This is a genomic window from Eximiradius sp. (assembly GCA_937127445.1).
Classification (GTDB): Bacteria; Bacteroidota; Ignavibacteria; order Kapaibacteriales; family UBA2268; genus JAKIZO01.
In genome coordinates this window covers 49687-62244 of sequence record CAKZLY010000021.1, presented here as the reverse complement: position 1 = coordinate 62244, position 12558 = coordinate 49687, and the positions used below count along the sequence as shown (strand labels likewise).

Below are 12558 nucleotides of genomic sequence, written 5' to 3'. Positions count from 1 at the left end.
ATTCCATACCCAAACGCATTTATTAAAAATATAATTATCAAAATTTACATAATTCAAAAAAATTACTTAAATTTAAATAATGTGTAAAATATAATGGTTCGAATTGTTTATGATTATTGATGCATTTTTGGTGCCAACTGCAATAGACGAGAACACCTATTTTTCGAATTCTGTTGTGATTATGATTGATGTTCTGAGGGCAAGCACAACGATAGTTACCGCACTTAGCAACAATGCCCGCGAAATCATTATCACCGATACAACCGAAAAAGCAGTAAAGCTCTACAACACAATAGATAAACAAAATGCTATTCTTGCCGGCGAACGCAATGGAATGAAACCCGATGGGTTCGGTGCAGGCAACTCACCCACCGAATTTACAAAAGAAAAAGTCGAGAGTAAAATCGTTATTCTCACAACAACGAACGGCACGCAAATATTTACCCGTGCGAAAGAATCGCCCTGTCGTATAGTTGCTTCGTTTGTGAATTTGTCCGCTGTTTGCGAGTATGTGCTAAACCGTGTTAAGAACGACCCGGCGGTGCATTCAATAATTTTGTTCGCTGCGGGCAACAAAGGAAGAATATCCTACGAGGATACTCTTGCAGCGGGGGCGTTTGTGAGACATTTCCACAATGAACTAAACTGCAAACTCACCGATGCTGCTCATTTAGCTAAATCTATCTACGAGATGTACAAAGGCAATATCACAGACTTCATAAGAACCACCGAACATGCTAAATTGCTTGAAAGCTTGGGATTTGATAGTGATATTCAAATTGCCTCGACAATTGACCTTTATCCAATTATTCCGTATATTGAGGGCAATAGTATCAAAATGCTCAAAGCAACCGAGGTAAAAAATGGCTGAAAGCAACGACGAAATAGTGATTAAACGCAGCAGCAAAAAAGAGCAACCCAAAAGCAAACCCGACAAATCGCCCAAAGAGATGAATTTTTCGCTTTATTCCAGAATTTTTGCTGTGCTGCTGATGATTTTTTCTATTTTGTTGTTCCTTTCGATTGTTTCATACACGCAAAAAGATGAATTAAATGCTAAAATTACGCTTTCAGAGCTGCTGACGATATTTTCGTCGGATTCAATGATACGAATAAAAGCAGAAACAACGCAAAATTGGCTTGGGCTTACGGGGGCGGTGCTTTCGGACCTGATGATAAATGGCACCATCGGTTACATAATTGTTTTCTTGCCTGTGTTTCTATTTGTCTGGGGATTGAATGTTTACAAATCATTCGAAATCCCTGACCGACTTATACGCAACACAATTATTTACTTACTGTTTGGGATTTCGTTTTCATCCTTGCTTGGCTCATTGAGAAATTTTGAAGCGTTTAGCAAAATAGATAAAGAATGGCTCGGGGCAATTGGTTTGTTTGCTGGTTCGGTGATGTCGAAATTGCTTAGTCCGTTCGGTGCGACTTTGTTTTTCCTGATTGCTTTGTTTTTGCTTGTGTATTTCGGGACAAATATAAATTGGAAGCCAATTTTTGCTAAAATTTGGGAGATTTTGCTTTTAATTTACAAAAAAAGCATTGCCCTTTTCAAATTTCTATTTGTGAAAGTAAAAGATTTTGAAAAAATCAACAAAGAACTGCTTTCGGAGGAATTACCACAAGACATTCAGCAACAAAGCGACGAATTATCTAACGAAAGTATCCGAGAAAACAAAAATATCGAACAAGCAACAGTTCAGGAGAATCTTGTTGCAACCGAAAGCAAGCAAGAGCAACCCAGACAGCCTGAGCTGAAAATCAACATAAAAAACCCGTTCAAAGAGCAAGCACCACCAATTGCACCGCTTGGATTGCGTAAAATTGACGTTGAAAGTCAGTTTGTTGATAAATCAATTTCGAAAATCAAGCAAAGTGAGGAAAGCGAGCTTAATATACAATCTGAACAAAATGAACATAATCTGGGAAATGAGATAATTCAACAGAATGAAGAATTTACCAAAGCTGAAAAGCAAGAGCAGAAAGATTATACTATTTCGCAGAAAATTGCAACTGAAAGAACGGAGACAAAACTTGAAATAAAGCAGCAAGAAAGCCCGACTAATGAATATTTCCCAGTTGAGGATAACTCTGAAATCCCAGAAATCGACGAAGCCCTAATTGTGAAGCCGAAGCCAACACAGCCAATTAAAGAGGGAATAGATGAAGCAGTTATTCGCCCAAAACCAATTGAAATTAAACCGTCTGAGACGGATAGACCAAAACCTTTAATCATAGAAGTCGAAGAGCCTGCACCAGAAGACGAACCCGTCCTCAACACTCCGCTCGGTGTGGCAATTCACGACGAGGATATTCTCTACACTCCGCCAAGTGTTAATCTGCTCGATACCAGCGCCGAGGAAATTAGAGTAAGCGACGAAGAATTGAGGATGAACGCCAGAATTTTGCAAGAAAAACTTGAAACATTCAAAATTTATATAGAAAATCTTACTGTAACACCCGGACCTGTCGTAACTCAATATGAATTTGTGCCCGCTGCTGGTATAAAAATTAGTCGCATAGAGAGCCTTGCCGATGATCTTGCAATGGCATTAAAGGCTCGTGGCATCAGAATTATCGCTCCAATTCCCGGACGCGGGACAATCGGAGTGGAGATACCGAACCAACATCCATCAATTGTTCGGTTCAGCAATGTTGTGAATACTGCAAAATTTTACGAATCGAAGGCACACTTACCAATCGCTTTGGGCAAGACGATTTCGGGCGAAGTTGTTGTTGCCGACCTTACAAAAGCTCCGCACTTGCTAATTGCTGGTTCAACTGGGTCGGGAAAATCTGTTGGGATAAACACAATAATTAATTCTTTGCTTTTCAGGATGCATCCGCGAGACTTGAAATTTGTGATTATAGACCCAAAGAAAGTGGAATTACAGCAATATAGCCGATTACGTTATCATTTTCTTGCGATGTCGCCTGATATACAAGATGCAATTGTAACAAATCCGCAAGATGCAGTTGCTATACTCAAATCAACAGTTTTAGAAATGGAAAATAGATATAATATTTTGGCGATGGTTGGGCAACGAAACATTGCTGACTATAATGCTAAAGTTAGGGCGGGTGCTTACAAGCATATCAAAGAATTTGACCACAGGCCAATGCCGTATATTGTTGTGGTAGTTGATGAATTAGCAGACTTGATGCTAACAGCATCGCGTGAAGTCGAAGAACCTATAATTCGTTTGGCACAGATGGCTCGTGCTGTTGGTATTCATCTAATTATTGCAACACAAAGACCGTCAGTAGATGTAATTACAGGTATAATCAAAGCGAATTTCCCTGCGCGTATTGCTTATCTTGTTGCATCGAAGATTGATAGCCGAACAATACTTGATATTTCAGGTGCAGAGCAATTGCTTGGCAACGGTGATATGTTGTTTTTGCCGAGCGGTTCGCCAAAACCAATAAGAATACAGAACGCCTTCATTTCGACAGATGAAGTTGAAAATGTATGCAATTTTATAGGGAAGCAGTCTGGATACAGCAAGCCGTATATGCTTCCGAGCTTTCTGGAAGAAAAATCGTCGTCGGGAAGCATTGCAGCGGAGGACCGCGATCCGCTTTTCGAGGAAGCGGCGCGTCTTGTTGTGCAACTGCAACAGGCTTCTGTGTCGTTAATCCAGAGGCGTTTGAAAGTCGGTTATGCTCGTGCGGGTCGTATTATCGATGAATTAGAAGATGCGGGAATAGTCGGTCCGAACGAAGGCAGCAAAGCCCGAACAGTTCTATTAGAAAGCGAAGCAGATTTAGAAAGAATATTGTAAGAGCAAACTAATAAATGCTGTATATGAATTTTCTGAGCAGAAGGTAATTTTGGTAAAAAAGTGCTATTGTAAAAAAAATCAAAATTTTTGCAATAGACAAAATTATTTTTTATGTTAATATATTTTGCATTTTTCTAATTATTGCGGTTGCAATGAAAAACGAAAATTTTACTTTATTTGAATTTAGTGATGATTCTTATAAAAAGTTTGATAATAAAATAGATTTAATTATCAATAAGAAGATCTTTCTTGAAGTTTTGTCGAATATTGAAACATTACACGAGACAAGTAAAATTAAGTTAGAAGTTCAAAAAGTATTAGAAATTGTAAAAAATATAAGAAAGGATGAATTAGAACTACTGAAGATTTCAATTGACGGGGATATTCTGAAAATAAAAAGAAATACGCTGCTTGAAGATTTAAGCCAAATTGTCGAAGCTCAAACCGTTGAAAGAGCGAAGTATTATATATCTCGCCTTAAAAAAAGTCTAATAGAGATTAAAACAAGTAAAATTAATGATATAAACTTAAATCGATGGAAAGAATATGATGATATAATTACAGATAGCTTATGGATATTAGAAAATAGGGATAATTCTGGTGCGCACAATGCTGGGTATTGGGGCAATTTTATACCACAAATCCCTAATCAATTTTTACGAAGATATACTAAACAAGGTGAGAATGGGTGTTAGATCCATTTTTGGGTAGTGGAACGACGCTAATTGAGTGTAGAAGATTAGGGAGAAATGGAATTGGAGTAGAACTTCAACAAAAAGTGGTGGAAGTTGCCAAGAAAAATATTTTTGCAGAGGAAAATATATTAAATGTTAGAACAGAAGTAATAAATGCAGACAGTGCAGAATTAAATTTTAGACAGGAATTAGAAAAAAGAAATATCAAATCTGTTCAGTTCTTAATTATGCATCCATCCTATTGGGATATAATAAAATTTAGCAATAACAAGAAAGATTTATCAAATGCTTCAAGTATAGAAGAATTCTTGAGTTTATTTAGCAAGGTTTTGGATAATACTTATAATATTTTAGATTATGGAAGATATTTAGCAATTGTAATTGGAGACAAGTATTCGCAAGGTGAGTGGATACCGTTGGCATTTTATACTATGAATGAAGTCCTGAAAAGAGGATATATTTTAAAATCCACAATTGTTAAAAATTTTGAAGAAACAAAAGGAAAAAAGAACCAAAAGGAATTATGGCGATATAGAGCTTTAGTCGGTGGATTTTATATTTTCAAACACGAATATATTTTTTTGTTTAAAAAGGTAAAAAGATGAGCACAACGCATGTTTTCATTGTTGACACTAACACATTTAAGTATCATTTAGAATACCAATTTGCTGGGACAGGAGCAAAAGAAAACTATATTGATTTTAATGATAACCCGAGATCACAGTTGAATTACTCAACAGAAAATAATCTGGTTGGAATGATTGCTGACTCTCAAAGAATCAGAAAGGGTGATTTTGTCGTTTTCTATTTACAACAAAATTACTCTGAAAAAGTATGAGAAGGTAAATTCTATGGTATTTTTAAAACCAAAGAAGATTTATCTTTTTTGGATAATAACGATTCCAATCAATTTTTAAAAAGTGAACTTATCAAGTCATTAACATTTAGAACTTTGCTTGAAACTTTTGAGGTTTAAGAATGGTTAGGAAATGAGGTTGCTTGTGGTGTTGGTATGCAAAAAATGGGTATAATGCTTTCTCTCATTGGTGACAACAGAAGACTTGTTTTGCTTATCGAACTTAAAGCGACTGAAGCGAGAATAGATAATACTCTTCAAATCCAAAGATATGTTGATTGGTTAGAGCAATATTATGTCCCTAATAGAATTAGCGATATTCAACCAGTATTGATTTCTAAAAAAATACTTAACAAAACTTCAGAAAATTATAAAAAAATAATAGAAAGTTTAAAGCATTTCAATGATATGAATAATAGATGTGTTCCAATAAAATATGTTGAATACGAATTAGAAGGGAACGACCTATTATTTAAAGTAATAAATTATTAATTACACTTAATTATAGAACAATTTGTTATTAATCGATAGACTTTTCTTTATTAGTTGGGAGCTACTCCGATCATATCAATACAAGATAGATTTTGATTTTATTTTGTTGTATATTTCTATTTGCGAATACAATGCAATATTTTTTTGAAAACTCATATAATTAAACTAATTTTGTGTTTTGTATAAACATAATTATTATTTGGAGTTATATTATGCCTTTCATTCCTAATACAGATAGAGAGCGTCAAGAAATGCTCGAACGTATTGGTGTAAAAAATTTTGAAGAACTTATTGCAGCAATTCCAGAAGAAATCAGATTAAATAAAGAACTTAATCTCCCTACGGCAATGTCCGAATACGAAGTTGTAAAAATGATGGGCGAACTGGCAAATCAAAATATTACAACTTCATCTCATACTTGTTTTATGGGTGGCGGCAGTTACGACCATTTCATTCCGTCCATCGTTGGTGCAGTTATAGAGCGTCCTGAATTCAAAACAGCCTACACGCCATATCAGGCGGAAGTCTCGCAAGGAACACTTCAAGCAATGTATGAATATCAGTCTATGATATGCGCTCTTACAGGAATGGATGTGGCTAATGCGTCGATGTATGATGGTTCTACTGCTCTTGCCGAGGCTTGTATGATGGCAAACGCACATAACCGCAAAACAGAATTTGTTTATGCCGGCACAGTCAATCCAAATTATAGACGTGTGGTAGATACAATTACTGCTGGCAAGAATTATACTTTCCACCAGGCTAAATTAGAAGATGGCACTTGCGACCTCGAAAGTCTTCGTTCGCTTGTTACCGACAAAACGTCGGCTGTAATTGTTCAGCAGCCAAATGCCTATGGAAATTTAGAAGATGTCTTTGAAATAGAAAGAATTGCACACGAAAAAAAAGCGCTGTTTATTACAGTAATAAACCCAATATCGTTAGGTGTGCTTGCTGCACCTGGTGAATACAATGCTGATATTGTTGTTGGCGAAGGTCAACCGCTTGGCATTCCATTAAGTTTTGGCGGACCTTATCTTGGGATATTTGCCTGCAAAAATGAATTTATTCGCAAAATGCCCGGCAGAATTGCTGGCATAACAGAAGATTTGGAAGGCAAACGCGGATTTGTGTTGACACTGCAAACTCGCGAACAGCAAATCAAACGCGAAAAAGCAACTTCGAACATTTGCTCAAATCAAGGTTTGTTTATGTTAGCTGCAACTGTTTACATGGCAGCTATGGGCAAGCAGGGAATAAAGGAAGTTGCCGAACAGTCTATGCAGAAAGCACATTATTTAGCAGGACAAATCAAAAAAATCAGTGGCTTTAAATTGTTGGGCGATAAGCCATTTTTCAATGAATTTTTGGTTATTCCCCCAGTTCCAGCGTCACAAATCATTGAAGAAGCTTCGAAAGTTGCAATTATGCCTGGAATTGATACAAGCCGTTTCCCTGAATGCCATCAAGGGCTGCTTGTGGCTGTTACTGAAAAACGCACAATAGACGAAATGAATAAATTTGTTGGGTTTTTGCAGAAATTTGCAAAATAATAATGTCTGAACAAGAAAAACAAACTCGAAGCAACGCCAGAAAGCGAAAATACACTTTCTGGCTTGTTTTGCTTTTGGTGTTGCTGCTTGTTGTTTTCTCGGATTCAGGGTTATATAAGCGTTTTCAACTCGAAATGGATAAACGCGAGATAAAAGAAAAGATTGAAGAAGAAATGAAGCGAAAAGATTCGCTCAACACAAGAATTAAGAAGTTGCTCTACGATACTACTGAAATAGAACGGATCGCACGCGAAAAATATGGTATGACCAAACCAAATGAAGAAGTGATTATTATTGAAAGAGAGAAAAAATAAATGTATCTTGGGATTGATGTTGGTGGGACAAGCATAAAATCGGCAATTTTAGATGGCGAAAATCTTGTCGCCCAAAGAACTATTCCGACAGAAGCAAATCTTGGTGCTGCAAGCGTTTTGATAAAGTTAAGAACGCTCATAAGGGAGTATTTTGGAGAATATCCGAAAATTAGAGCAGTTGGGGTTGGTGTACCCGGTGTAGTTGATGCGATGGGGAATGTGCTTGTTTCACCTAATTTGCCGGATTGGGAAAATATTCCGCTGCTCAAATTTTTGCGAAATTATTCAGATGTGCCATTGGCTGTGGAAAATGATGCAAATGCGGCTGCACTTGCTGAAATGTATGAAGGAACTGGCAAAGACAAAGATTCTTTTATCTACGTTACCCTTGGCACAGGAGTTGGTGGGGCGATTATCTACCACAAAGAGTTGATTCGAGGGGAAAGCAGCGGAGCCGGGGAAATTGGATACACAATAATTGATTATAATTGTCGCTCCAAAACTCAAATTAAATACAAGCAAGGTACTTTTGAATCGTTTTTAGGTAAAAATTCTATACTTTCAATTGCAAGTGATGAAGCAGCAAAGGATAAGTCCTCGAAATTGAATATAAAAAGTAATTTAGATGTTGTTGATATTTATAATTTCGCAGTAGAAGGCGATACAGCAGGCAGGAAGGTTCTTCAAAAAGCAGGTGAAATATTAGGTTATGGCTTATCGAGTGCGATGAATTTACTTGATATTAGCACGGTTATTGTTGGTGGTGGTGTTGCAAATGCTGGAGAACTGATGTTTGAGAGTGCAAAAAAAGTGATGCGAATGCATCTGCTTCCGCCACTTGCAGAAAAATTTGAATTGCGATCGGCTCGGTATTTGAGTGATACCGGTGTAAGAGGGGCTGCATTACTTGGGAAATCATTAATTGAAGTAAAATTTTGATGCCTATGTTCATTATTAATTTAATATGTGAGGTTTTAGTATGAAAGAAGTTGTATTTTCGAAAGAAGCGCCGGCACCAATTGGTCCGTATTCACAAGCGATTAAAGCAGAAGGTAAATTTTTGTTCATCTCGGGGCAAATTCCATTCACTGCTGAAGGGAATTTAGCAGGAGAGGATATTAAAACTCAAACTCACCAAGCTATTAAGAACATAATTTCTATTTTAAAAGAGGCTGGGCTCACAGTTGAAAATGTTGTGAAAACAACAGTTTTGCTCAAAGATATGAATGATTTTGCTGTGATGAACGAAATTTACAACGAATATTTTGGCGAAAGCAAGCCTGCTCGCGCTGCTTTTCAAGTAGCTCGTTTGCCGAAGGATGTATTGATTGAAATTGAGGCTATTGCTGTATTTTAATTTTGTTCTTTTGTAGAGAGGTTCCCCACTAAATTTAGCGGCAAACCGAACCTCTCTACCAAAAGTATTCTGCGTTCTTGATGTTCTTTTCTTTAATTATGGCAATCATTAAAATAATTTTTAGAACAGTTTCGAAAATTGTTTCATTAGGCGAGAATTTATTTTTCCCAGAGCATTGTTATGTGTGTGGGGGAAAAATTGTGGGTGATGCGGAGCAGTTTGCTTGCTTGCGGTGCTTATCTTCTTTGCCCTTGCCGGAAAGTAGCGAACAAACGATAAACAAGCTTGCAGAGATACACGGGTTTGATAATTTAAATTTTATCAATGCCTATTGTTTGTTTTCATCGACAGATGAGTTCCCATTTGAGAGATTAATCTATGCTTTGAAATATCGCGGAGTAAAAGACATTGGGCAGAAGTTTGGTTCGATGCTTGGGGAGGCGGTAAAGCGAAATTCCGATGTTGGATACGATTATGTTGTGCCTGTGGCAATACATTCGGCAAAGAAGCGTGAGCGAGGATATAATCAATCTGTCTTTATTGCAAAAGCAGTAGCCGAAGTGCTTGAAAGCAAACTTGAATTAGAATTAGCCCGGCGGAAAGAATATACTTGCTCTCAAACAAAATTAAGTGTTCGTGAGCGTATTTTCAATGTAAAAAATATTTTTGAGATTATTGAAGCAGAAAAAATTAAAAACAAAATTATTTTAATAATAGATGATGTTCTTACAACGGGTTCGACTGTGAATGCGCTTGCGGGTGTATTTCTTGAAGCAGGTGCGCGACGGGTAGATGTAGCTGCGTTGATGAGAGCATAAAATTCAAAATGATATATAAAACTAAAAATTTTTATTATTTTTGTGAATATAAAACTTATGAATTAGATTATTTCAATAATAATTGGAGTTACTATGTTTAGAAAAGTGTTATTATTATTTGCAATTTTTGGTATTGTATTGAGTGCTTGCACAAAACAAGAATATTCTAACACAAATGTGATGAGCGAAAAAATCACATTGCACAATCTACCTGAAATTGCCGCAAAAGTGAAAGCAGAATCGGCTTTGACCAAAGAAGAAGTAGAATTATTCACAAATGGACTGGTTCGCTTAGGGACTTTCAAAGATTCTGTAGTTGGGAAAACAGTGCTTGATATTATCAAGTCGCAAAAAGAGTATGTGATGCAGCAATCCAAAGCATTCTGCGAAACAACGGCTAAGCGAGTAGATTTAGCAATAAATCATAAGTTTTTATATGTTGGATTTCAACCGCTTGAAAAGGACGGCCAGCAACTTAATGTGATAATTTTCGAAGTTACAAATCTTTCAGATAAAGAAATACGCTTTGTCAAAGGTGAGCTTGATTTCTACACACCAGAGAACACACTGCTAAAAGCATTTAATATAGCAAGCGACCGTCCAATTAAGTCCGGTGAAACTCAACGTTTCGCGATGCCGTTTATACACGATAAGACAAACCAGAGAGATGAAGTTTTCCGTAATTCAAAGAATTTAAGAGCAATTTGGTCGCCAATGAGTATTGAATTCACAGATGGCAGCAAGAAAGAAGTATTAGCCGCAAGATAAAATTTAAGAATAAATGCACAAGGCTGTCTGCAGAAGACAGCCTTGTTTTGTAAATAGTAATCTGAAAAATTAGAGACCAAGCAAAAATTTTGCAGTTGAGAAATATATCAAAAGCCCAGTAATATCAACGATAGTAGTAAGCGCTGGACTAGCAACAACAGCGGGGTCGAGCTTAAATTTAGTTGCAATCAGCGGAAGCATAGCGCCAATTAAAGTTGCAGTAACAACTTGAAGTGAGAGAGCAATCGCAATAACTATACTAATTTGTTGTAAAGAAAAGTTTACAGGTATTTCTGAATTGGATGAAAGAAAAACGACTTTGATCCACGAAAGCATACCTAATGCCAATGCAAGCAGAAGAGAAATTCTAAATTCTTTCCAGATAACCTTGAAAAAATCACGGGAGGTAACTTCGCCCAGAGCTAATGCACGCACAACAACCGTTGCAGACTGACTACCTACGTTGCCGCCAGTATCAGCAACCATAGGCATATAAAGAGCCAATATCATTAGGTTCATCAGGGTATTTTCGAATGAATGAATAATCATACCTGAAACTAACCCAATTGCCGCAAGCGAAACAACCCACACGGCACGATTTTTAAAATGCGTGATAACGGGTGTTTTGTTGTAGGCGGCGGCAGCGTGAGCACCGGCGATAGCCATGAACTTTTCAAGGTCTTCTGTTTGTTCTTGTGTGATGATGTCGATAGCGTCGTCGTGGGTAACGATACCGACTAACACATTATTGCCATTGACAACGGGTATGGCGATTAAGTCGTATTTTTGGATTTTGCGAGCAACTTTTTCCTGGTCCTCGTCGATTGTAACGTAGATTACATCTCTTTTCATTATGTCTTTAATGCGGGTGTTGGGATGAGCCATAATCAAATCGGTAAGAGAGACAAACCCAATAAGTTGTCGCTTTTCATTTATAACATAAATATAAAAGATAGTTTCTTTTTGAGATGCTTCTAATCGAATTCTACGGATAGCTTCATCAACAGTGATGTTATCTGGGATAGCGACGTATTCCGAGGTCATAACGGAACCGGCGCTACCTTCGGGGTATTCCGCAAGGCGGCGAATATCCTCGCGTTCGGCTTGTGCGAGCAACGGGAGAATGAGTTCCTGCTTTTCTTCGGGGAAGCGTTTGAAAAGGTCAACTCTGTCGTCGGAGGACATTTCGGTGAGCAGGTCGACAAGTTTGCTGCGTTCAATAATTTCGGCAATATCGACCTGTATCTGAAGGTCTAAAAAACTGAAAATTTCAGCACGGCGGTGTTTGTCGAATAGTTCAATTATTTGCCAGGCTTCTTCTGGCTCGAGGACTGAGATTTGTTCTGCAATTTCGGCGGAGTGAGAATCATAAAAAATTTCTTTGATTACATCGAACTCCTTAGCTTCGATAAGTTCTTTTAGCTCAGGAAGAATGATGATGTTTTGCATATTACCTCCACACTTTAGGCGGAGATAGCTGCAAAACCATCCCCGCAACTACATAATTTCGTTAATTAAAGAGATAACCCAACTGCCAGGATCATCAGATTTGGACATTTCGTTCAAATGTTTGTTAAACATAAATCATACAAAATTATCAAAAATAATGATAAAATAGAAGGGAAATTTTGTAGTGGTAAGCACTACAAATTGAAGTGGTACTTTACTACAATAAAATCACATTTTAGACTATAATTTTTTAGAAAAAAAATCGATTATTTTGTATCAAGAAAAAATGTGTATTTAAAAACATCGCAAAAGCGATGAAATCGGCAACCGTTGCTCTGTATCCCGCCGATTAAAAATCAGCGAAAATGTCATCCCCTTGTTAAAAAATTTTTACAGAGCAACGGTTTTTTTATTTTTATTTTTCTTTTGTAACAATTTTATTATAAATTTGTTATATTA

The 12558-nt window shown here is 37.0% G+C and carries 13 protein-coding genes; 12 read left to right on the top strand and 1 reads right to left on the bottom strand.

The window, feature by feature from the left end; all coding sequences use genetic code 11:
- The first annotated feature begins 109 nt into the window (after positions 1-109).
- From AC6QZF_RS07115 to AC6QZF_RS07060, 12 genes are all read left to right on the top strand, one after another.
- Entirely contained in the window at positions 110-871 is a 762-nt protein-coding gene (locus AC6QZF_RS07115; protein WP_499799188.1) for a 2-phosphosulfolactate phosphatase, read from the top strand.
- Positions 864-3797 (top strand): FtsK/SpoIIIE family DNA translocase, encoded by a 2934-nt coding sequence (locus tag AC6QZF_RS07110; protein WP_499799187.1) that lies wholly within the window; start codon positions 864-866, stop codon positions 3795-3797. The genes AC6QZF_RS07115 and AC6QZF_RS07110 overlap by 8 nt, the downstream gene beginning before the upstream one ends.
- A 152-nt stretch (positions 3798-3949) precedes the next feature.
- Positions 3950-4492, top strand: a complete 543-nt coding sequence (locus AC6QZF_RS07105; protein WP_499799185.1) for a hypothetical protein — start codon at positions 3950-3952, stop codon at positions 4490-4492.
- Entirely contained in the window at positions 4486-5097 is a 612-nt protein-coding gene (locus AC6QZF_RS07100; RefSeq protein WP_499799184.1) for a TRM11 family SAM-dependent methyltransferase, read from the top strand. Before AC6QZF_RS07105 ends, AC6QZF_RS07100 begins: the two co-directional genes overlap by 7 nt.
- Positions 5094-5330, top strand: coding sequence for a hypothetical protein (locus tag AC6QZF_RS07095; RefSeq protein ID WP_499799183.1), 237 nt, complete (start codon positions 5094-5096; stop codon positions 5328-5330). Before AC6QZF_RS07100 ends, AC6QZF_RS07095 begins: the two co-directional genes overlap by 4 nt.
- Before the next feature lie 174 nt (positions 5331-5504).
- Positions 5505-5840: an endonuclease NucS domain-containing protein gene (locus AC6QZF_RS07090; protein WP_499799182.1), complete on the top strand. Its 336-nt coding sequence runs from the start codon at positions 5505-5507 to the stop codon at positions 5838-5840.
- A 212-nt stretch (positions 5841-6052) separates the two neighbouring features.
- Positions 6053-7393: an aminomethyl-transferring glycine dehydrogenase subunit GcvPA gene (gene gcvPA, locus AC6QZF_RS07085; protein ID WP_499799181.1), complete on the top strand. Its 1341-nt coding sequence runs from the start codon at positions 6053-6055 to the stop codon at positions 7391-7393.
- A 2-nt stretch (positions 7394-7395) separates the two neighbouring features.
- On the top strand, positions 7396-7707 hold the full coding sequence (locus tag AC6QZF_RS07080; RefSeq protein WP_499799180.1) for an FtsB family cell division protein: 312 nt from the start codon (positions 7396-7398) through the stop codon (positions 7705-7707).
- Positions 7708-8646, top strand: a complete 939-nt coding sequence (locus AC6QZF_RS07075) for an ROK family protein (protein ID WP_499799179.1) — start codon at positions 7708-7710, stop codon at positions 8644-8646.
- Positions 8647-8686: 40 nt separating this feature from the next.
- Complete coding sequence (locus AC6QZF_RS07070; protein WP_499799178.1) at positions 8687-9064, top strand: RidA family protein; 378 nt, start codon at positions 8687-8689, stop codon at positions 9062-9064.
- A gap of 98 nt (positions 9065-9162) precedes the next feature.
- A complete protein-coding gene (locus AC6QZF_RS07065; RefSeq protein ID WP_499799177.1) occupies positions 9163-9882 on the top strand; it encodes a ComF family protein in 720 nt (239 codons plus the stop codon).
- 93 nt (positions 9883-9975) lie between these two features.
- Positions 9976-10650 (top strand): hypothetical protein, encoded by a 675-nt coding sequence (locus AC6QZF_RS07060; protein WP_499799176.1) that lies wholly within the window; start codon positions 9976-9978, stop codon positions 10648-10650.
- 69 nt (positions 10651-10719) lie between these two features.
- Here the strand turns inward: AC6QZF_RS07060 and mgtE are convergent, their stop codons facing one another.
- On the bottom strand, positions 10720-12099 hold the full coding sequence (mgtE, locus tag AC6QZF_RS07055) for a magnesium transporter (protein WP_499799175.1): 1380 nt from the start codon (positions 12097-12099) through the stop codon (positions 10720-10722).
- Between the last annotated feature and the right edge of the window lie 459 nt (positions 12100-12558).

What these genes read in the sequence shown, in the direction of transcription:
- AC6QZF_RS07105 (WP_499799185.1), top strand. Translation starts at nt 3,950, where the DNA reads ATGAAAAACGAAAATTTTACTTTATTTGAATTTAGTGATGATTCTTAT.
- AC6QZF_RS07070 (WP_499799178.1), top strand. Translation starts at nt 8,687, where the DNA reads ATGAAAGAAGTTGTATTTTCGAAAGAAGCGCCGGCACCAATTGGTCCG.
- AC6QZF_RS07095 (WP_499799183.1), top strand. Translation starts at nt 5,094, where the DNA reads ATGAGCACAACGCATGTTTTCATTGTTGACACTAACACATTTAAGTAT.
- AC6QZF_RS07110 (WP_499799187.1), top strand. Translation starts at nt 864, where the DNA reads ATGGCTGAAAGCAACGACGAAATAGTGATTAAACGCAGCAGCAAAAAA.
- AC6QZF_RS07060 (WP_499799176.1), top strand. Translation starts at nt 9,976, where the DNA reads ATGTTTAGAAAAGTGTTATTATTATTTGCAATTTTTGGTATTGTATTG.
- AC6QZF_RS07065 (WP_499799177.1), top strand. Translation starts at nt 9,163, where the DNA reads ATGGCAATCATTAAAATAATTTTTAGAACAGTTTCGAAAATTGTTTCA.
- AC6QZF_RS07115 (WP_499799188.1), top strand. Translation starts at nt 110, where the DNA reads ATGATTATTGATGCATTTTTGGTGCCAACTGCAATAGACGAGAACACC.
- AC6QZF_RS07075 (WP_499799179.1), top strand. Translation starts at nt 7,708, where the DNA reads ATGTATCTTGGGATTGATGTTGGTGGGACAAGCATAAAATCGGCAATT.
- mgtE (WP_499799175.1), bottom strand. Translation starts at nt 12,099, where the DNA reads ATGCAAAACATCATCATTCTTCCTGAGCTAAAAGAACTTATCGAAGCT.
- gcvPA (WP_499799181.1), top strand. Translation starts at nt 6,053, where the DNA reads ATGCCTTTCATTCCTAATACAGATAGAGAGCGTCAAGAAATGCTCGAA.
- AC6QZF_RS07090 (WP_499799182.1), top strand. Translation starts at nt 5,505, where the DNA reads ATGCAAAAAATGGGTATAATGCTTTCTCTCATTGGTGACAACAGAAGA.
- AC6QZF_RS07080 (WP_499799180.1), top strand. Translation starts at nt 7,396, where the DNA reads ATGTCTGAACAAGAAAAACAAACTCGAAGCAACGCCAGAAAGCGAAAA.